This is a genomic window from Nocardiopsis sp. SBT366, from assembly GCF_001083815.1.
In the GTDB taxonomy this organism is placed as follows: Bacteria; Actinomycetota; Actinomycetes; order Streptosporangiales; family Streptosporangiaceae; genus Nocardiopsis; species Nocardiopsis prasina.
In genome coordinates this window covers 82030-101883 of sequence record NZ_LAVM01000009.1, presented here as the reverse complement: position 1 = coordinate 101883, position 19854 = coordinate 82030, and the positions used below count along the sequence as shown (strand labels likewise).

General features: G+C 68.9%; 18 protein-coding genes and 1 tRNA gene. 12 read left to right on the top strand and 7 right to left on the bottom strand.

Annotated elements, in window-relative coordinates:
• Together ADX84_RS04605 and ADX84_RS04600 are read left to right on the top strand one after the other, a co-directional pair.
• The coding region (locus ADX84_RS04605) for a serine hydrolase (RefSeq protein ID WP_049567994.1) at positions 1–665 on the top strand (665 nt) is incomplete at its 5' end.
• A gap of 57 nt (positions 666–722) precedes the next feature.
• Positions 723–1169 (top strand): VOC family protein, encoded by a 447-nt coding sequence (locus ADX84_RS04600; protein ID WP_049567991.1) that lies wholly within the window; start codon positions 723–725, stop codon positions 1167–1169.
• 39 nt (positions 1170–1208) lie between these two features.
• On the opposite strand, the gene ADX84_RS04595 is transcribed toward ADX84_RS04600, so the two are convergent.
• The gene (locus tag ADX84_RS04595) at positions 1209–2015 is read right to left on the bottom strand and encodes a transposase (RefSeq protein ID WP_049567988.1); all 807 of its coding nucleotides are present in this window, start codon (positions 2013–2015) and stop codon (positions 1209–1211) included.
• Between the two features lie 77 nt (positions 2016–2092).
• Positions 2093–2169: transfer RNA gene (locus ADX84_RS04590), tRNA-Leu, on the bottom strand.
• A gap of 162 nt (positions 2170–2331) precedes the next feature.
• Between ADX84_RS04590 and ADX84_RS04585 the strand changes: the two genes are divergently transcribed.
• The 5 genes from ADX84_RS04585 to ADX84_RS04565 all read left to right on the top strand — a co-directional run bounded on the left by ADX84_RS04585 (position 2332) and on the right by ADX84_RS04565 (position 7536).
• Positions 2332–2904, top strand: coding sequence for an ANTAR domain-containing response regulator (locus tag ADX84_RS04585; RefSeq protein ID WP_049567985.1), 573 nt, complete (start codon positions 2332–2334; stop codon positions 2902–2904).
• A 325-nt stretch (positions 2905–3229) separates the two neighbouring features.
• The gene (locus ADX84_RS04580; RefSeq protein WP_049567982.1) at positions 3230–4798 is read left to right on the top strand and encodes a branched-chain amino acid ABC transporter permease; all 1569 of its coding nucleotides are present in this window, start codon (positions 3230–3232) and stop codon (positions 4796–4798) included.
• Between the two features lie 12 nt (positions 4799–4810).
• Complete coding sequence (locus tag ADX84_RS04575; RefSeq protein WP_049567980.1) at positions 4811–5812, top strand: branched-chain amino acid ABC transporter permease; 1002 nt, start codon at positions 4811–4813, stop codon at positions 5810–5812.
• Positions 5802–6683, top strand: a complete 882-nt coding sequence (locus ADX84_RS04570) for an ABC transporter ATP-binding protein (RefSeq protein ID WP_049567976.1) — start codon at positions 5802–5804, stop codon at positions 6681–6683. The genes ADX84_RS04575 and ADX84_RS04570 overlap by 11 nt, the downstream gene beginning before the upstream one ends.
• Positions 6676–7536 (top strand): ABC transporter ATP-binding protein, encoded by an 861-nt coding sequence (locus tag ADX84_RS04565; protein WP_049568028.1) that lies wholly within the window; start codon positions 6676–6678, stop codon positions 7534–7536. Before ADX84_RS04570 ends, ADX84_RS04565 begins: the two co-directional genes overlap by 8 nt.
• A 91-nt stretch (positions 7537–7627) precedes the next feature.
• On the opposite strand, the gene ADX84_RS04560 is transcribed toward ADX84_RS04565, so the two are convergent.
• The 3 genes from ADX84_RS04560 to ADX84_RS04550 form a co-directional block, all read right to left on the bottom strand.
• Complete coding sequence (locus ADX84_RS04560; protein WP_049567973.1) at positions 7628–8866, bottom strand: ABC transporter substrate-binding protein; 1239 nt, start codon at positions 8864–8866, stop codon at positions 7628–7630.
• A gap of 288 nt (positions 8867–9154) precedes the next feature.
• Entirely contained in the window at positions 9155–10408 is a 1254-nt protein-coding gene (locus ADX84_RS04555) for an ABC transporter substrate-binding protein (protein ID WP_049568024.1), read from the bottom strand.
• A 384-nt stretch (positions 10409–10792) separates the two neighbouring features.
• The gene (locus tag ADX84_RS04550; protein ID WP_049568022.1) at positions 10793–11218 is read right to left on the bottom strand and encodes a PaaI family thioesterase; all 426 of its coding nucleotides are present in this window, start codon (positions 11216–11218) and stop codon (positions 10793–10795) included.
• Positions 11219–11335: 117 nt separating this feature from the next.
• Between ADX84_RS04550 and polA the strand changes: the two genes are divergently transcribed.
• The 3 genes from polA to rpsA all read left to right on the top strand — a co-directional run bounded on the left by polA (position 11336) and on the right by rpsA (position 16507).
• Positions 11336–14095, top strand: a complete 2760-nt coding sequence (polA, locus tag ADX84_RS04545) for a DNA polymerase I (RefSeq protein ID WP_049567970.1) — start codon at positions 11336–11338, stop codon at positions 14093–14095.
• 30 nt (positions 14096–14125) lie between these two features.
• Complete coding sequence (gene arfB, locus ADX84_RS04540; protein WP_049567966.1) at positions 14126–14569, top strand: alternative ribosome rescue aminoacyl-tRNA hydrolase ArfB; 444 nt, start codon at positions 14126–14128, stop codon at positions 14567–14569.
• A gap of 438 nt (positions 14570–15007) precedes the next feature.
• A complete protein-coding gene (rpsA, locus tag ADX84_RS04535; RefSeq protein WP_049567964.1) occupies positions 15008–16507 on the top strand; it encodes a 30S ribosomal protein S1 in 1500 nt (499 codons plus the stop codon).
• 84 nt (positions 16508–16591) lie between these two features.
• On the opposite strand, the gene ADX84_RS04530 is transcribed toward rpsA, so the two are convergent.
• Positions 16592–16957, bottom strand: coding sequence for an iron chaperone (locus ADX84_RS04530; RefSeq protein ID WP_049567961.1), 366 nt, complete (start codon positions 16955–16957; stop codon positions 16592–16594).
• A 73-nt stretch (positions 16958–17030) separates the two neighbouring features.
• Between ADX84_RS04530 and ADX84_RS04525 the strand changes: the two genes are divergently transcribed.
• Together ADX84_RS04525 and coaE are read left to right on the top strand one after the other, a co-directional pair.
• Positions 17031–17528: a GNAT family N-acetyltransferase gene (locus ADX84_RS04525; RefSeq protein WP_049567958.1), complete on the top strand. Its 498-nt coding sequence runs from the start codon at positions 17031–17033 to the stop codon at positions 17526–17528.
• A 33-nt stretch (positions 17529–17561) separates the two neighbouring features.
• Positions 17562–18164 (top strand): dephospho-CoA kinase, encoded by a 603-nt coding sequence (coaE, locus tag ADX84_RS04520; RefSeq protein WP_049567955.1) that lies wholly within the window; start codon positions 17562–17564, stop codon positions 18162–18164.
• A gap of 448 nt (positions 18165–18612) precedes the next feature.
• On the opposite strand, the gene ADX84_RS04510 is transcribed toward coaE, so the two are convergent.
• On the bottom strand, positions 18613–19725 hold the full coding sequence (locus tag ADX84_RS04510; RefSeq protein WP_156208023.1) for a hypothetical protein: 1113 nt from the start codon (positions 19723–19725) through the stop codon (positions 18613–18615).
• Positions 19726–19854 lie beyond the last annotated feature (129 nt).

The window sequence follows — 19854 nt, the reverse complement described above, 5'->3', positions numbered from 1 at the left end:
CCACCGGGCCCCTCGGGCTCGGCCGCTTCCGCCACCCCGCCACCGTCGCTGTCGACGACCTCCTCTACCTGGCCATGTGCGTCAGTGACAACGTCGCCGCCGACATCCTGTTCGGCCTCACCCCACCCGCCCGGGTCACCGACACCCTCCGCGAACACGACATCCACGGGATCGCCGTCCGGCACATCGTCCGCGACCTCAACCAGACCCCCGCCGAACGCCTCGCTCCGGACGAGACCCACCTCGCCCACACCCTCGCCATCCAGGCCGCCAGCGCCGGACGCGGCCACCGCATCCCCCAACTCGACGTCACCCGCGCCAACTCGGGCTCCGCCCGTGCCCACGTCGACCTCCTCCAGGCCATCTGGCGACCCACCACCATCCACCCCGACACCGCGGCCCGCCTGCGCTCCCTCATGGCCGACAACGTCATCCGCCACCGCCTGGCCCCCGAGTTCAGCACCGACGCCAGCACCTGGTCCTCCAAGACCGGCAGTGTCCTCAACCACCGCCACGAGGTCGGCGTCGTCGAACACAGGGGCGGCGAGGCCTACGCCATCGCCGCCCTCACCGCCTCCTCCGTCCCCGCCCGCCACCAACCCGCGGCCGAGGCCCTCATCGGCCGCGTGGCCCGTTCGCTGCGGGACCACCTCCGGGCGTCCTGACCACACCCTGACGTGGCGTAGAGGGACGCAAGACCAGGTCAGACGTAGCGTTGGAGCATGCTCACACAGATCGCCATCCACTCCGTGACCGTGCTCGACCAGGACGAGGCCCTCGACTTCTACGTCGGCAAACTCGGCTTCGAGGTCGGCGACGACGTCGACATGGAGTTCATGCGGTGGCTCACCATCACCCTGCCCGCCGACCCGGACCGCCACATCCTCCTGGAGGTGCCCTCCCAGGACGAGAACGGCGCCCAGGTTCGCGAACTCCTCACCAAGGGCGCCCTCGGCGTCGCCGCCATCATCAACACCGACGACTGCCAGGCCACCTACGACACCCTGCGCGCGCGAGGAGTCCAGTTCACCGAGGAACCGACCCAGCAGCCCTACGGCATCGACTGCGCCCTGCGCGACCCCTTCGGCAACCACCTCCGCATCACGCAGCCCGCACCCATGCAGGAGATCACCGAGGAGGACCTCAGGCGCTGGCGGGGCGAGGAGTAGGCCGCGCCGCCCGCACGCGCGTCCGCCGCGTGGGCGTCCTCAGTACTTGGGCCCCACGAACGCGTCCATCCGCGCCACCGCGTCCCGCTGGGACACCGACACGACGTGTTTGTCCCGGTAGCGCGGTTCCCGCCTGCTCACGTGGACCTTCCAGGCGATGTCCAACCGGTCCAGGGCCTCGGTGAACAGTCCGACGATGTCGGTGGAGACGTTGGTGAAGTGGTAGCGCGGGTACTCGTAGAACCTCACCCCTCCGTCGGGCAGTGTCCTCCTGATCCGGTTGAGCACCCTGCTCCCGTCGGAGTGGATCAGGCCGCGTACGAACTGCTCGGGGTGCTCCTCGACGACGGCCCGCTGCCAGGGTTCCAGGAGGATGGCCCTGTCGTGCTTCCTGCCCGGCCCGTGCTGGGGGAAGAGGCACGGCCAGTGCTTCCAGTTGCTGTGGACCTCGGTGCACCCGGTGGAGGGGACCCGGGAGACCCTGTGGTCGGGGCGGATCGCGGCCATACTCCCCGCGCAGAGTTCTATGAGTCCGGGCCAGGTGTCGGAACACATGACGCGCAGCCGCCAGACCCCCTTCGTGGGGTCTCCGGCGGGGGTGAGACACCCGTCGCCGAGGTAGAGGCCCAGGAGGTACCCGTACGCATCGGTTCGTCGGGGTGGGACGGGTACCGGTTCACACCGGGGACACAGGTCGGTGCCGACGTACCTGTCCACGAGTGAACGGTCGAGGAACCACGTCCGAAGCGTGGACCGGTTGATGCCCGTCCGACGGCTGACCTCCGCGCAGGAGATCCCGGAATCGATGAGGGAGACGGCCTCGCGCCTGACATGCGGTGAGTACATACGGTGCATGTTCGCTCACGCCTCGGACATTCCTGGAAGGCCTCGAACGCAGAAAAGCCACCCGTGGGGGTGGCTGCTGGTGCCCCGAGTGGGATTCGAACCCACACTTGATGGTGTTTGAGACCATTGACTCTGCCGGTTGGTCTATCGGGGCGTTTGAGTTGTTGGTTCCGATTGTCCGGTTTGCCTGCTCGGCGTCCCGGGAGCGACGCTCCGTCAACGGTGCAGTCACGATTGACGCGCATTGCCGGGGCCAACGGTCAGCATACTAGCGGATCTCGGTAACCTCGTGTACGTGACGAGGACGCAGAGCCGTGTGGTGATCGCGGAAGACGAGGCCCTGATTCGCCTGGATCTCAAGGAGATGCTCGAAGAGGACGGTTACGCCGTCGTCGGGGAGGCTGGCGACGGTGAGGCCGCCATCCGGCTTGCCCAGGAGCTCAAACCCGACCTGGTGATCACCGACATCAAGATGCCGGTGCTCGACGGCCTGTCGGCCGCCGAGCGCATCGCCGGGGAGCGCATCGCCCCGGTCGTGATCCTGACCGCCTTCTCCCAGCGGGAGCTGGTGGAGCGGGCACGCGAGGCCGGGGCCATGGCCTACCTGGTCAAGCCGTTCAGCAAGTCGGACCTGGTGCCGGCGATCGAGATGGCCACCTCGCGCTACGCCGAGTTGGCCGCACTGGAGGCCGAGGTCGGCAGCCTCCAGGAGCGACTGGAGACCCGAAAGCTCGTGGAGCAGGCCAAGGGCCTGCTCCAGAGCCGCCACGGGATGAGTGAGCCCGAGGCGTTCCGGTGGATCCAGAAGAACTCCATGGACCGCCGGCTGACCATGCGCAAGGTCGCCGAGACCGTCGTCGAGACGCTCGGGGGAGGACAGTCCTCCTGACGGACCGCCCACCCCAGCGCTGAACCGGGGCCGTACCCGAACGGGTGCGGCCCCTTCGTGTGTCCCGGGGTTCGGCCCGAGAAAACTAACAGATTGGCAGGTTCCGGCTCCGGAACGTGTCCGGGTGTTCAGGGTCAACGCGCATCCAGCACCAGTTTGATCTCGGTTGCACACGATGGGGTGACGGTTGGGTCACGTGGTTTAAGTGACACTGAATGCCCGGCATAAATCGGGCTAAACTCACCGCACCGAACAGCTAAAGGACAGCGGCGCTCGAATGCCTCCCATTCGGGTGCCGCCAACCTCAGATGCGCAAGGAGCGCGCGTGCGCACACGCCTCGTGACCGTGTTGCTCGCCCTGATCACCGCATTCCTGGTGATCCCCGGGGCGGCGGCGACGGCAGACGAACAGGGCGGTGAGACGCTGCACGGTCAGATCGGTCAGCCGGACGACCGGGACCAGGGTGTCGAGGGCATCCTGATCACGGTCCTCCAGGGTGACGACGAGATCGATGCGGTGGAAACCGACTCTGATGGAATTTGGGAAGTGGAGTTGCCCGGACCGGGTGACTACCGCGTAGTGGTGGACCAGGAGTCCGTCCCCAGCGAGTTCGCCGTACGCGAGACGTCCCTCATGGCAGAGGGTGAGGCCCAGGTCGAGGTCGAGACCGGCCAGCAGCGACTGCTCCTCATCGGGTTGGAGAACCCGGGCGAATCCGCGGGCGGCCAGGACGAGAGCTCCCCCTCCCCGGACGCCGAGGCGACCGAGGACGCCGAGGGGGACACGGCCGCCGAGGACGAGTCCGTGGCGGTCGAGGGCGTCAGTGGCGGGTTCGGTGAGCGCTTCGCGCAGCTCACCGCGGCCGGTCTGCTGTTCGGCCTGGTCATCGCGATCTCCGCGATCGGCCTCTCACTGATCTTCGGTACGACGCAGGTCATCAACTTCTCGCACGGTGACATGGTCACCTTCGGCGCGATGATGGCCCTGCTGTTCAGTACCGGCGCCGCGGGACTGGGCAACTCCCTGCTGGCGATCTTCGCCGGTCTGGGGATCGCCGTCCTGCTGGGCGCCTTCCTGGAGCACCGGCTCAACCGGACGACGCTGATCGTCCTCCAGTGGTCCTCGGTCTTCGGCGGTATCGCGCTGGCGACGCTGATGGGCGTGCTCGGTGACGACCTCGGCTGGCAGGTGCCGCTGTGGGCGGCGGCCGGCATCGCGGTGGTCATGGGCGGTGTGCTGGGCAGCACCATGGAGCGCTACCTGTGGCGTCCGCTGCGCAGGCGCAACGTCGCCCTGATCCAGATGTTCATCGTCTCCATCGGCCTGGCCCTGGTGCTGCGGCACGTGCTGCTGGTGCTCTTCGGCGCCAACCGGCGCCGCTACGCCGGGTTCCAGGTGCAGGAGATGGTGCACTTCGGCCCGATCTCCATGCCCCCGCGCGACCTGGTGATCATGGCCGTCGCGATCGTGGTGCTGGTGCTCGTGGCCTGCATGCTCCAGTTCACCCGCATCGGCAAGGCGATGCGCGCGGTCTCGGACAACCGGGACCTCGCGGAGTCGTCGGGCATCGACGTCGACCGGGTGACGCTGTACGTGTGGTTCCTCGGCGGCGGCCTGGCGTCCCTGGGCGGTGTGCTCTTCGGCCTGAACCAGGTCGTGGACTACGAGATGGGCTTCCGTCTGCTGCTGCTCATGTTCGCCGCGGTGATCCTGGGTGGTCTGGGCACGGCCTACGGCGCGATGGTCGGCGGCATCGCCGTGGGCCTGGTGGCGATGCTGTCCACCCTGTGGTTCCCCGCACAGCTCATGCAAGCGTGGGCTCTGGCCCTGATGATCCTCATGCTGCTGATCAGGCCCCAGGGCTTGCTCGGTCGGCGCGAGCGGGTCGGCTAGGAGAGGTAGACGATGGATATTTTCTTGATCCTCGCCGAGTCCGCCCGATCCGCGGTGGGACCGGTGGCCGCGATCTACGCGCTGGCCGCGATCGGCCTGAACATGCACTTCGGTTACGCTGGGTTGCTGAACTTCGGTCAGGTCGGCTTCATGCTGGTGGGCGCCTACGGCGTCGGTATCAGCGTCGCGGTGTTCGAGTTGCCGTTGCTGGTCGGGTTCCTGGTGGGCCTGGCCTGCGCGGTGGTGTTGGCGTTGTTGTTGGGTATCCCGACGCTCCGGTTGCGGGCGGACTACCTGTCGATCACGACGATCGCCGCGGCCGAGGTGCTGCGGTTGGTCTACCGGGCGGGCTTTGCCGAGCCGGTGACCAACGGCGTGTACGGGTTGCAGAACCTGTCCACCGAGTTCCGTGAGTGGAACGAGGCGTTGGGGCTGTTCGACCCGGCCGGCCGTTACGGGATCGGTTCGTTCTCGTTCAGCGGCAACCACATGTGGATGATGACGGTGACGTGGGGTCTGGTGGCGCTGATGGCGGCACTGACCTGGGCGCTGATCCACAGCCCGTGGGGCCGTGTGGTGAAGGGCATCCGCGAGGACGAGGACGCGGTTCGCAGCCTCGGCAAGAACGTCTTCGCGTACAAGATGCAGGCGCTGGTCCTGGGCGGCCTGATCGGTTCGCTGGCCGGTTGCATGATGGCGGTGCACCAGGGTGCGATCGCGCCTGACCAGTTCAAGCCGCAGGTGACGTTCTTCCTGTGGGTGATCCTGCTGCTGGGCGGTGCGGGCCGTGTTCTGGGTCCGATCGTCGGGTCGATGGTGTTCTGGTTCCTCATGAACTTCACGGACAAGCTGCTGCGCGGGTTGGGCAGTGAGGGTTACCTGCCGTTCCTGTCGGGTCCGGACTTCGGCGCCATCCAGTTGGCGTTCGTCGGTGTGCTGCTGGTGCTGCTGATCGTCTTCCGGCCGCAGGGTCTGATCGGTGACCGCAAGGAGATGTTGATCAATGTCAAGTGACGAGGTGAACGCCTCCGGGGCGGATGTCGAGGTCGACCGGATGGCCGGGGCGGTCCCGGAGCCGGGTTCGGCCAAGCCGGATCCGATCCTGGTGGCTGACGGGGTGAAGCGTTCGTTCGGCGGTCTGACCGCAGTGGACGTGGAGCACCTGGAGGTGCAGCGGGGGACGATCACGGCGCTGATCGGTCCGAACGGCGCGGGCAAGTCCACGCTGTTCAACCTGCTGACGGGGTTCGACCGGGTCGACGGCGGCCAGTGGTCGTTCGAGGGCCGCGGCATCAACGGTCGTCGGGGTCACCAGGTGGCCCGGGCCGGGATGGTGCGGACCTTCCAGCTGACCAAGGCGCTCACGCGGATGACGGTGCTCGACAACATGTTGTTGGGCGCTCCGGGTCAGACAGGTGAGCGCATGGCGGGGTCGTTCCTGCGTCCGGTGTGGGGCCGTCAGGAGAAGGCCAACACCGTGAAGGCCCTGGACCTGCTGGAGCGGTTCAAGCTGATCGACAAGCGCCAGGACATGGCGGGCGCGTTGTCGGGTGGTCAGCGCAAGCTGTTGGAGATGGCTCGCGCGCTGATGACCGATCCGAGCATGATCATGCTGGACGAACCGATGGCGGGTGTGAACCCGGCGTTGGTGCAGTCCCTGTTGCACCACATCACGTCGTTGCGTGACGAGGGCAAGACGGTCCTGTTCGTGGAGCACGACATGGACGTGATCATGGGCATCAGTGACTGGATCGTGGTGCTGGCCCAGGGTCAGGTGATCGCGGAGGGGCGTCCTTCGGACATCCGGTCCAACCAACAGGTGATCGACGCCTACCTGGGTGCCCAGGAGGTCGAGGGTGAGACCCAGGGGAGTGGCGATGAGTGAGGAGAACGGCGGGGTCCGTCCGGAGCCGGAGGAGGTCCCGGAGGAGGCTGAGGAGGCCGCGGCCGTGCAGGAGCACCGCGAGGAGGTGCTGGAGCAGGCCCAGGCGGAGTCGCTTGAGGTGGGTGGTCCGGACGACTACCTGCTGTTGGCCAAGGACCTGGTGGCCGGTTACGTGCCCGGGGTGAACATCCTGAACGGGTGCACGCTGACCCTCACCGAGGGTGAGGTCGTGGCGATCATCGGTCCGAACGGCGCGGGCAAGTCGACGTTGATCAAGACGATCTTCGGTCTGATCCCGGTGCGTGAGGGCGGTCTGACGCTGCGGGGTTCGAGCATCGCGGGGTTGGCGGCGCACTCGTTGGTGGAGCGGGGCGTTGGTTACGTTCCGCAGACGCGCAACGTGTTCCCGTCCCTGACGATCGAGGAGAACCTCCAGATGGGGGCGTTCCTGCGGCCGAGGTCGTTCTCGGAGCGGTTCGAGGTGGTGGCGGGTCTGTTCCCGTTGCTCGCGGACCGGCGTCGGGCGAAGGCGGGTTCGCTGTCGGGTGGTCAGCGTCAGATGGTGGCCATGGGCCGGGCGCTGATGATGGACCCGTCGGTGCTGCTGCTGGACGAGCCGACCGCCGGGTTGTCGCCGATCTACCAGGAGGAGGTCTTCCAGCGGGTGAAGGAGGTCAACGCCGCCGGGGTCTCGGTCGTCATGGTCGAGCAGAACGCGCGGCGGTGTCTCCAGATCTGTGACCGCGGTTACGTGCTGGACCAGGGCCGGAACGCGTACACGGGTTCGGGTCGGGACCTGCTGAACGATCCGAACGTGATCGAGCTGTACCTGGGGACGCTCGCCAAGGGCTGATCCGGACGTGTGTGGGGGCGGGACCCGTCGAGGGTCCCGCCCCCTTTTCGTGTGTCCGGAGTGTGCGGTGCCCGGTGTGGTGGGCGCGGGGTCAGTCGTTGGTGTACTCGACGTATTCGAGGATCTCGTAGCCGTCGTCGCCGAAGTGGAAGATCTCGAAGGTGGCGGAGGTGGGGTCGCCGTTGTCGTCGAGGTCGATGTTGCCGCTCATCCCCTGGTAGTCGATGGACCGGCCGTCGGCGAGGAGGTCGCGGCACTCCGCGAACGAGCTGCACTCGGTGCCTTCGGGGCGGGTGACCTCGGCGACGTGGTCCACGTACCGGGTGGGGTCCGTGGAGCCCGCGGACTCGGCGGCCAGGGCGATGGTGGTGACGCAGTCGAAGATGTGCGGGGCGAACTGGAAGGCGTCGAGTTCGGGGTCGAAGGCGCGCAGGTCCTCGCTGAACTGGGGGTTGTCGGCGCTGGGGGCGACGCCGGTGGTGCCGGTGATGGCGTTGGTGGAGGCGGCTCCGATGGTCGCCTCCAGGTCGGGGTCGTTGAGCCCGTCCGTGAGGTAGAACTGGCTCTCGGTGCCGCTCTCGATGAGGGCGGCCATGAGCTGGGTGCCCTCCTGGAAGGAGATGAGGGCGACGGCGTCGGCCCCGGAGGTGACGGTGGAGCTGATGACCGCGCCGAAGTTGGTGGCGTCGGGGTCGTAGGTCTCGGTGAGGACGACGTCGGCGCCGAGGGCGTGGAGTTCGGCCTCGACGGCGTTGAGGTAGCCGATGCCGTAGTCGTCGGCGCGGGCGATGACGGCGACGTCGAGGTGGCCGTCGTCGACGATGCGCTGGGCGAGTACGGGTCCGGCGAGGAGGTCGCTGGGGGCGGTGCGGAAGAAGTAGCCGTTGTCGTCGACGCTGGTGAGGTCGGGCGCGGTGCTGGAACCGGAGCACTGGGCGATCCCCGCGCCCGTGATGGTGGCGTAGCTGGCCTGGGTCATCACGGAGGCGGCGGCGCCGATGACGGCGTTGACGTCGGCGGAGACGAGGTCGTTGGCGGCCTGGTTGGCCTGGGCGGCGTCTCCGGCCTCGTCGGCCACGACCGGTGGTGGGACGGTGGTGCCGAGGATGCCGCCCGCGTCGTTGATCTGGTCGATGGCGTAGTCGACGGCGGCGGTCTGGGGTCGGCCGAGGAAGCTCAGGTTGCCGGTCTGCGGGTAGAGGAGGCCGAACGTGAACCCGGTGTCGTCCGCGGTGTCGTCGCCGAGGTCCAGGGTGCCGCCGCAGGCGGTGAGTGCGAGGCTGACGGTGAGGGCGGCCGCCGAGAGGGAGAGGGCCCTGTGGGTGGGCATGGCGTGGTCGTCCGTTCAGGTGGCGTGGTGCGTCCGGGGGTGGGGACGCGTGGGCGTCGGGCCCCGGTGCGTGCGGTGCCGCTGTGCGGCCGCCTGGCCCGTGTACGACGAGGCACGGCGCGCGGGGTGCGGCCGTGCCGGGGTCTCGCGGTGGTCGTGTTCGGACGGGTCCGGGGGTGCGGGGCTGGTGCCCCGCACCCCCGGACGGTTCGCGTGGTGTGTGGCGGACGGCGCCTCCGCCCAGGGGTCGTGGTGTGGCCCCCTGGGAGGAGACGGGGTCATCCGTCGTTACTCGTCGACGGAGTACTCCTCGAAGCCGAGGGTCTCGTAGCCGTCGTCACCGAAGTGGAAGACCTCGAAGGTGGCGGAGGTGGGGTCGCCGTTGTCGTCGAAGTCGATGTTGCCGCTGGTGCCCTGGAAGTCGATCTCCTCGCCGTCGTTGAGGAGGTCGCGGCACTCCTCGAAGCTGCCGCACTCGGTGCCGTCGGGGCGGCTGATCTCGGGGAGGTGCTCGACGTAGTCGGCGGGGGAGACGGACCCGGCGGACTCGGCGGCCAGGGCGATCGCCGTGACGCAGTCGAAGACCTGCGGGGCGAACTGGAAGACGTCGAGCTCGGAGTCGAAGGCGCGCAGGCCCTCGTTGAACTCGGGGTTGTCAGCACCGGGGGCGACGCCGGTGACGCCGGTGACGACGTCGGGGTCGTCCGAGTTGACGGTGTCGCCGAGCTCGGGGTCGTTGAGACCGTCGGTGATGTAGAGCTGGTCGCCCGAGATGCCGGACTCGATGAGTTCGGCGATGACCTGGGCGCCCTCCTGGAAGGAGATCAGGGCGACGGCGTCGGGGTCGGCGCTGGACACGGAGTTGACGACGGAGTCGAAGTTGGTGGCGTCGGGGTCGTAGTTCTCGGTCGCGACCACGTTCGCGCCGAGGGCCTCGAGCTCGGCCTCCACGGCGCTGCGGTAGCCGTCGCCGTAGTCGTCGGCGCGGGCCACCACGGCGACGTCGAAGGCGCCGTCGTCGACCATCTGGCGGGCCAGGACCGGTCCGGAGAGGAGGTCGCTGGGGGCGGTGCGGAAGAAGTAGCCGTTGTCGTCGATCTCGCTCAGGTCGGGCGCCGTGTTGGAGCCGGAGCACTGCACGATGCTGGCGGCTGTGACGGTGTCGTAGCTGGCCTGCGTCATGGCGGAGGCGGCGGCGCCGATGACGGCGTTGACGTCGGCGGAGACGAGGTCGTTGGCGGCCTGGTTGGCCTGGGCGGCGTCACCGGCCTCGTCGGCCTCGACGATGGCGGGGACGTCGGTGCCGAGGATGCCACCGGCCTTGTTGATCTCGTCGATGGCGTACTTCGCCGCGGTGACCTGGGGCGGACCGAGGAAGGCCAGGCTGCCGGTCTGGGGGTAGAGGATGCCGAAGGTGAACTCCTCGCCGGAGCCCTCACCTCCGTCGGCGCTGTCGCCGCCGTCCCCGTTGCCACACGCGGTCAGTCCGAGCACGAGGGCCGCGGTTGCGGCAGTGAGGCTCAGGAACTTCTTGCTTGCCATGTTCGTGGTCACTCCGTTCAACCGGCTGATCTTGCGCAGCCGTGCCGATAGCTCTGTTGCATCCTGTTGCCCGTTATGTGTGGCATGACTTAATCAGGAGCGTTAGCGGAGCTTAATCCGGTATCGGGTTCCGGCGGAAGCGGCAGGGGGCGGTTGCGTCTCAGTCGCCTTCTGCTCGTTATGACTCTGTAGCCGTGTGGCCGGGTGTGACTGGACGGATGCGCGGTGTCGCGGGGGGATGTTGTGACTGGTTGTCGTGGTGTGAGGGCGTGGCGTGCCCGTTCGTCCAGTGTTCGGAAATGGCGGAGCCGTCGTTAGCCGGGCTTCGTTCCCGGTGGTGGGGGGCCCAACAGCGGGGCGCGGGGCCCCGCTGCTGGAGTTTCCCTACTGGGGGGCGTCGCGCAGCATGCAGGTCAGACGCGAGGTGCAGACCTTCCGCCCCCGGTCGTCGGTGATGGTGATGTCCCAGGTGGCGAGGGTGCGGCCCAGGTGGACCGGGGTGGCCACCCCGGTGACGTGCCCATCGGTGGCGGACCGGTGATGGGTCGCGTTGATCTCGATGCCCACGGCGACGCGGCCGAACCCCTGTGCGTGGATGGTGGAGCCGATGGACCCCAGGGACTCGGCGAGCACGCACGAGGCGCCGCCGTGCAGCAGCCCGAAGGGCTGGCGGTTGCCCTCGACCGGCATACGGCCCACGACGCGTTCGGCGGAGGCCTCGGTGATCTCGATGCCCATGCTCTGGCCCAGACCGCCGGAGAGCGCCCCGGAGTCCATGAGTTCGCGCAGGCCCTCGGCGTCTGTGGTCATGGTGTTGCCTTCCGATCCGGTCAGGTGGCCCCGTAACCGGTCGAACCGACCGGTGTGGGGAGGTGTTCCCGTGGTGATGGCCGCGGGCTGTCCGTAGCGCATCCTAGGATTCGTTCTGTGGTGACCAAGCGAGAGACCCCTGAACAGACATCCCAGGCCGACGGCGGGCGCGCCCGGCTGCTCCTCCTGGACGGCCACTCGATGGCCTTCCGCGCGTTCTTCGCGCTCCCCGTGGAGAAGTTCGGTACGAGTACCGGGCAGTCCACCAACGCCGTGTACGGCTTCGCTTCCATGCTGGTGAAGCTGCTGCGCGACGAGGAGCCCACGCACGTCGCGGTGGCGTGGGACCTCTCGGGCCCCACCTTCAGGGACGAGGAGTACGACGGGTACAAGGGCGGCCGGTCGGAGACCCCGCCGGAGTTCCCCTCCCAGGTGCCGCTGACCCAGGACCTCATGCGCCTGATCGGGGTCGCGAACCTGTCGGCGCCCGGCTTCGAGGCCGACGACGTGATCGCCACCCTCGCGCACCAGGGCTGCGAGGCGGGCATGGAGGTGCTGATCGCCTCCGGTGACCGGGACGCCTTCCAGCTGGTGAACGAGGACTGCACGGTCCTGTACCCGGGCAAGAGCCTCTCGGACATGCGCCGGATGGACCCGGAGGCCGTCGAGGACAAGTACGGGGTCACCCCGGAGCGGTACCGCGACCTCGCGGCCCTGGTGGGGGAGAAGGCCGACAACCTTCCCGGGGTGCCGGGGGTGGGTCCCAAGACCGCCGCCAAGTGGATCACGAAGTTCGGGTCCCTGGAGGAGCTGGTGGCCCGCGCGGACGAGGTCCCCGGCAAGGCGGGGCAGAACTTCCGCGACCACCTCGACGACGTGCTGCGCAACCAGAGGCTCAACAAACTGGTCACCGACGTGGAGCTGGACACGGCCGTGCGGGACCTGGGGCTGGGCGAGGCCGACCGGGCCGGGGTCGACGCGCTCTTCGACAACCTGGAGTTCGCCTCCAACCTGCGTGAGCGCCTCTACGCGGTGATCCGTGCGGACGACGGCGAGGAGAGCGCCGAGGCGGGCGGGGCCGTCGAGGGCTTCACCGTGGACGTGACCGTGGCGGCGACCGGGGGTGTGGCGGCCTGGATCACCGAGCACGCCTCCGCTGAGTCACTCACGGACCAGGCCCCGGCGGGGCTGGCGGTCGACGGTACCTGGGGAGCGGGGACCGGACGGGTGGACGCCCTGGCCGTCACGGTGCCGGGCGGGGCCTCGCTGTACGTGGATCCCACCGTGCTGGACACCGCCGACACCGAGGCGCTGGCGGCCTTCCTCGCGGACGCCGGGCGCCCCAAGGCCGTGCACGAGTACAAGGGCGCGCTGCTCGCGCTGGGCGCACACGGGTGGGACCTGAACGGTGTGGTCAGCGACACCGCCCTGGCGGCCTACCTGGCGCAGCCGGGGCAGCGCCGCTTCGACCTGGCCGACCTGTGCCGCAAGTACCTGGGCCGGGAGCTGGAGGTGGACACCGACGGCGACCAGATGGCCCTGGACCTCGGGGAGCAGGGCGGCAGCGGGCGCGGTCACGGTCTGGCCGTGCGGGCCGCCGCCACCCGCGACCTGGCCGCCGTGTTGGTGGCGGAGCTCGACAAGCGCGGCGGCACGCACCTGCTGCACGAGGTGGAACTGCCGTTGGTCGACGTGTTGGCGCGCCTGGAGCGGGCCGGGATCGCCGCGGACCGCGAGTACCTGGAGGGTCTCCAGGGGGAGTTCGCCTCGGCGGCGCGCGGTGCGGTGGAGCGGGCGCACGAGATCGTGGGCCGGGAGTTCAACCTGGGCTCGCCCAAGCAGTTGCAGCAGGTGCTGTTCGAGGACCTGGAGCTGCCCAGGACGAAGAAGATCAAGACGGGATTCACGACGGACGCGGACGCGTTGGCGTGGTTGGCGGCCCGGACCGAGAACGAGTTGCCGGGCGTGCTGCTGCACCACCGGGACCAGACGAAGCTGCGCACGACGGTCGAGGGTCTGATCAAGACGGTCGCCGACGACGGGCGCATCCACACCACCTTCAACCAGACGGTCGCGGCGACGGGGCGGCTGAGCTCCACGGAACCCAACCTCCAGAACATCCCGGTGCGCACGGACGTGGGCCGAAGGATCAGGCGCGCGTTCGTGGTCGGTGAGGGCTATGAGGAGCTGCTCACCGCGGACTACAGCCAGATCGAGCTGCGCATCATGGCGCACCTGTCGGGTGAGCGGGCGCTGATCGACGCGTTCAACAGCGGGTACGACTTCCACGCGCACATGGCGGCGCAGGTCTTCGACATCGAGGTCGGGGAGGTCGACGGCGAGGCCCGGTCCAAGATCAAGGCGATGAGCTACGGGCTGGCCTACGGGCTGAGTGCCTACGGACTGTCCCAGCAGCTGGCGATCACCCCGGAGGAGGCGAAGAGGCTGATGGAGGACTACTTCGCCAGCTTCGGCGGGGTGCGCGACTACCTCAACCAGGTGGTGGACGAGGCCCGCAAGGTGGGGTACACCGAGACCATCCTGGGTCGGCGGCGCTACCTGCCGGACCTGACGAGCGACAACCGCCAGCGCCGCGAGATGGCGGAGCGGATGGCGTTGAACGCGCCGATCCAGGGGTCGGCCGCCGACATCATCAAGGTGGCGATGCTCCAGGTGGACGCGGCGCTGACCGAGGGAGGATTCCGCTCCCGGGTGCTGTTGCAGGTGCACGACGAGCTCGTGGTGGAGGTCTCCCCGGGTGAGCGCGAGGCGGTCGAAAACCTCGTGACGCACGAGATGGGCTCCGCCTATGATCTGCGTGTCCCGCTGGGCGTCTCGGTCGGCAGCGGGCAGAACTGGCATGACGCCGCGCACTAGGGCGCGGCGCTGATCTCGGAGGTGGGAACGGTGACGGGGCAGGAAGAGACCACGGGCGGACTGGCCGTGGGACCCGTGACCGTTCCCGCCGACGCGTTGACGTGGCGGTTCTCACGGTCCTCGGGGCCGGGCGGGCAGCACGTGAACACGTCGGACACGCGGGTGTCGCTGTCGTTGGACGTGGCGTCGTGCCGGGCGCTGGGAGCCACGCGGCGGGCCCGCGCCCTGGAACGGCTGTCCGGGCGCCTCGTGGACGGGGTGCTCACGGTGTCGGCGCAGACTCACCGTTCCCAGGTGCGCAACCGGGCCGAGGCGCGGGAGAGGCTGGCCGCGATCCTCGCGGAGGCCATCGCGCCACCGCCGCCCGAGCGGCGCAGTACACGGCCCAGCCGGGCCTCGAAGCGGCGTCGGCTGGACGCCAAGCGTCGGCGGAGTGACGTGAAGAAGTCGCGTTCGCGGCCTCCGATGGACTGACGAGCGTCGGATGAACCACGCGTTCCGGACTTTTTTCGGAACGTCTCGCCCCGGCCCCGCGCGGATGGCGTTCGGGGTGCGTCAGCCCCTGGCAGACATGGCTGAAGAGCTAGTTGATCTTCCCCACCCCGCTCGGGTAAATTGCGGCCACGACAGCCTTGTACGGTGCCCTCTTCCCGGATTCCGATTGACCTGCGCGCTCACGTCTCATATTCTGGCGTCAGCGTTGTGGGTTCGTGCGGGCGTCCGCTGTCTCCGATAGGGGGGCAGGAGGGTTGCACCGTCTCGGTCTCCACTCTGGACCGGCGGCTGGCGGTCACGGACGGCTCGTTCCGTACATGTGACCTTCGCTTCTTACTTCTGGACTGCGGATCGACGGGCTCGAACCTGCGGCGTGCCCATTTCCTGTTCCTGTCCGTATCCGGAGTCCACCCACAAATGACGAGCAGCACCGAGGCCACCTCGACACCCCAGGTAGCGGTCAACGACATCGGGTCCGAGGAAGCCTTCCTCGCGGCGATCGACGAGACCATCAAGTACTTCAACGACGGTGACATCGTCGAGGGCACCATCGTGAAGGTCGATCGAGACGAGGTCTTGCTCGACATCGGCTACAAGACCGAGGGTGTCATCCCCTCTCGGGAACTGTCGATCAAGCACGACGTCGACCCCGGTGAGGTCGTTGCCGTCGGCGACCAGGTCGAAGCCCTCGTTCTCCAGAAGGAGGACAAGGAAGGCCGTCTGATCCTGTCCAAGAAGCGCGCTCAGTACGAGCGGGCCTGGGGCACGATCGAGAAGATCAAGGAAGAGGACGGCGTCGTCACCGGCACCGTCATCGAGGTCGTCAAGGGTGGTCTCATCCTCGACATCGGCCTGCGCGGCTTCCTTCCGGCGTCCCTGGTCGAGATGCGTCGCGTCCGCGACCTTCAGCCCTACGTCGGCCGCGAGCTCGAGGCGAAGATCATCGAGCTGGACAAGAACCGCAACAACGTGGTCCTGTCCCGTCGCGCCTGGCTGGAGCAGACCCAGTCCGAGGTCCGTCAGACGTTCCTCAACACCCTCCAGAAGGGTCAGATCCGCAAGGGCGTCGTCTCCTCGATCGTCAACTTCGGTGCCTTCGTGGACCTGGGTGGCGTCGACGGTCTGGTGCACGTCTCCGAGCTGTCCTGGAAGCACATCGACCACCCGAGCGAGGTTGTCGAGGTCGGCCAGGAGGTCACGGTCGAGGTCCTCGACGTCGACATGGAGCGCGAGCGCGTCTCCCTGTCGCTCAAGGCGACCCAGGAAGACCCGTGGCAGCAGTTCGCCCGGACCCACCAGATCGGGCAGGTCGTTCCCGGCAAGGTCACCAAGCTCGTCCCGTTCGGTGCGTTCGTGCGCGTCGAGGAGGGCATCGAGGGCCTGGTCCACATCTCCGAGCTGGCCGAGCGCCACGTCGAGGTGCCGGAGCAGGTCGTCCAGGTCGGCACCGAGATCTTCGTCAAGATCATCGACATCGACCTCGACCGCCGTCGCATCAGCCTCTCGCTGAAGCAGGCCAACGAGAGCGTCTCGCCCGACCAGGTGGACTTCGACCCCACCCTGTACGGCATGGCCGCCGACTACGACGAGCAGGGCAACTACAAGTACCCCGAGGGCTTCGACGCGGACAGCGGCGAGTGGCTCGAGGGCTTCGAGGCCCAGCGCGACGAGTGGGAGCGCAGCTACGCCGAGGCGCAGGCCCGCTTCGAGGCTCACCGCAAGCAGGTCGAGGAGGCGCGTGCGGCCGAGGCCGACGCCGCCAACGCTCCTGCCGTGGAGGAGGACGAGGAGGACTACACCGGTGGTGCGCAGAGCGCCGGCGGTTCGTCGTCCGGCTCCGAGACCACCAGCGGTGCGCTCGCCTCTGACGAGGCTCTGGCCGCCCTCCGCGAGAAGCTCGCGGGCGGCGAGGCCTGAGGGTCTCCTCGCCGGGCTCCGGCCCGAGTGATGGCTGAGTGAAGGGCCGTCCCCACCCACGGGTGGGGGCGGCCCTTCCGCGTGTCAGCGGTTCGGTCCCCGCATGGCGGCCACGGTCCGCAGCAGGTCCCGAACCAGGTCGAGGTCGACGGCCCCGGGAGAGCGGAAACGCAGGCATCCCCTGCCCATGTCCTGGCCCGCGAGCCGCTCGGCGTGGGCCGCGGCGACGTCCTCACGCATCAGGTAGACCGAGACGTGGCGCTTCTGACGGGCGAAGGCGACCTCCGGGACCCCGTCCCTGCGGTACGCGGGCATCCCGTACGCCATGACCTCCTCGAACCCCGGGAGTTCGGCGCGGAACAGGTCCCGGAGCCCGCTCAGCGCGGACCGGTCGGCCTCGGGAAGTTCCGCCAGATAGGCGTCGACATCGACTGCGTTGCTGCTCACCATGGGTCAAGGCTACGTACCGGCGGCTAGGGTTGCCTGGTACCCGCCGAGGGCGGGGACCAGTTGAGGAGGCGACGTGTTCGACATCCACCCGGCCACCCCCGACGACGCCGGTGAGATCTTCACCCTGCAACGGGCCGCCTACGTGGACGAGGCCCAGGCCTACGGGGACCCGTTCATCCTGCCGCTCACCGAGGGGCTGTCACGGATCCAGGGGTTGCTCGCCGACGGAGACGCCCTCGTGCTCAAGGCCGTGGTCGGGCACCGTCTGGTCGGTGCGGTCCGCGCCGGAGTCACTGAGACCACCGGGGTGGTGGGGCGCCTCGTCGTGGCCCCGGACATGCGTCGCCGGGGGATCGCCGGGGCGCTGCTGGCCCGGGTCGAGGACGACCTGCGCGAGCGCAGGCCGGAACTGACGGCGCTCACCCTGTTCACGGGGGCACAGAGTCCGAAGAACCAGCGACTGTACCGGACCCTGGGGTACGCCGAGACGCACCGGGAGCGGGTCGCGGACCACCTCGTGATGGTGCACATGCGCAAGGAACTGGCCCGGGTGGGCGCGGGGTCGGCGTGACGCCCGCCCGCCGCGCCCCCTAGGGTGTGGCCCATGCTGAAAGTGGGTCTCACCGGCGGGATCGGTTCGGGCAAGAGCGCGGTCTCGTCCGCGTTGTCCTCCTACGGCGCGGTGGTGGTCGACGCGGACGCCATCGCCCGTGAGGTGGTCGCGTCCGGCACACCGGGACTGGCCGAGGTGGTCGCCGAGTTCGGCGAGGGGGTGCTCGCCTCCGACGGGAGCCTGGACCGGCCCGCGCTGGGGGAGATCGTCTTCGCCGACGAGGCCCGTCTGGCCAGGCTCAACGCGATCGTCCACCCCCGGGTGGCCGAGCGCAGCGGCGAGCTCATGGCGGAGGCCGAGGCCGCCGGGGCCAGCGTGGTGGTGTACGACGTGCCGCTGCTGGTGGAGAACGGGCTGGAGTCGCTCTACGACGTGGTGGTCGTGGTGGACACCCCCGACGAACTCAGGGTGGAGCGGGTGTCCCGTGACCGGGACATGCCGCCCGAGCAGGTGCGGGCCCGGATCGCGGCTCAGGCTGACCGGCCGACCCGTCTGGCCGCGGCCGACCTGGTGGTGGACAACTCCGGTACCCGTGAGGACCTCGCCGACCGCGTCGCCGAACTGTGGGGCGAACTCCTGGCACGGGCGGCCTAGGGCGTTGATGGCAGATCCCTGAATCCCCTGCGGGCAGGACGAAGGGCGTCGAGGATCAGAGTGTGCCCCAGGGACCTTGACGCCCTTTCGTCAGCGCTCCACGTCCAACTGGACGATGAGGTGATCCCTCCCCACGAGCCGCGCCACTGGGCCGGGGCGCCCCGCCCGCTCAACGACTCCGGACTCGTCTGCGTCGCCCTGGCCCGAGTGCTGTTGCGCCATGATGCAGAACGCCACTGGACGCGTGCCGCCCCGCACCGGATCGGGCACCTGTTCCCCCGCCTGCCCGGCCAGTCCGAACGCGACCGCCACTGCGCTCGGCGGCCCCGGCCCTGTTCAGGGTCGCGATGTGGCTGGTGACCTGGCACAACCGGATGATCGGTGCCCCAGTCAAGCGGTCGTTGGTCGCTGACGACCCCTGACCAGGGCACATCGTCCCATCAACGGTCTAGGGGCCCTTCGACCCGTCAGTGCCGCGGAAGAGGTCGGCCGTGGCCCGGACGGTCTCCCGGATCATCTCCTCCCGTACCGCCCGGGCGGCCTCGGCTCCGTGGAGGCTGTCGTCAAGGGCGTTCGGCGTACCCGGGTCCGCCGTCGGTGTCCTGGCCGCGAGGTCGGCGAAGTCGCCCGCCTGGTCGGCGACGCGTTGGAGCCTGACCCACTCCTTGTGGGTCTCCACAGCCGTCTGGATCCTCTTGCCGTAGGCGTCCAGCCGGTCGACCTCCTCGGTCAGGCGTTCCGTCGCCTCCTCCAGGACACTCCACTGCGGAGCGAGCGCCTCCCTGAGCGGTGCGCTGTTGCCCTCCCTCTGGCTGTCGACCAGCCTTCCGCGCAACTGGTCGAGGTGCAGGCACTCCCTGGCCAGGCGCCACTCCTCCGAGCGCAGCAGGGGCAGGGCATGGTCCAGACCCACCGGTGTGCCGAGGACCAGGTGCGCGTGCTCGGCGCGCGCGGTCACACGCTGGAGCCTGTCCAGCAGCTGGGCGCTCAGGGTGAACCGGAGGTCCGCGCGGATGACGTAGTCGTCACGGTGCCGAGCGGCGAGGTCGGCGGTGTCCCAGGGGCGCCGGACGACGAGGAACACGACCAGGGTGACCACGGGAAGGAACCAGAGCACGACCGCGCCCGGTGTGCCCGGCATCAGGGGCTCCGTGACGGATGGCTCCTCCGCCGCGATCACCTCGGCGATGAGCAGGATCCACCACATGGGGAACACGAAGCCGACCAGGGGGGCGCCCAGGACGAAGAGCCACATGAAGAACCCCTCGTCCTCGAGGTCCAGCATGTCGTGCACCACGAACCTCAGGCAGAGGAAGGCGCAGCAGAGCCCGGTCACGAGGATGAGCGGCGTGAGCACCACGAAGCCGGATGCTCCGGGAGTCAGGACCAGAGGTGCTCCGAGGACGGCAGGTGCCATCGCGGCGAGGGCGATCAGGGACCAACGCGGCAGGGGGAGCCTGATCGGGTTCGGGTGTCTGAGGCCTTCGGGGGAGGCCTTCAGGCGCCTGAGGGTCCCGGACCGCAGGTTCGGGTCGAAGGTCGCCTGTGTGCTGGGGGTCACGGTGCACATCACCCTTCTTCGGGGATCGGACGTCGGTGAGATGCCGCCGGGTCCCCACCGGTTCCCGACGCCTTCGGGAAGTCGTGCGCCGTGGTCGTCGTGCCGCGGGGACGGTGCGCCCGGCGGCGG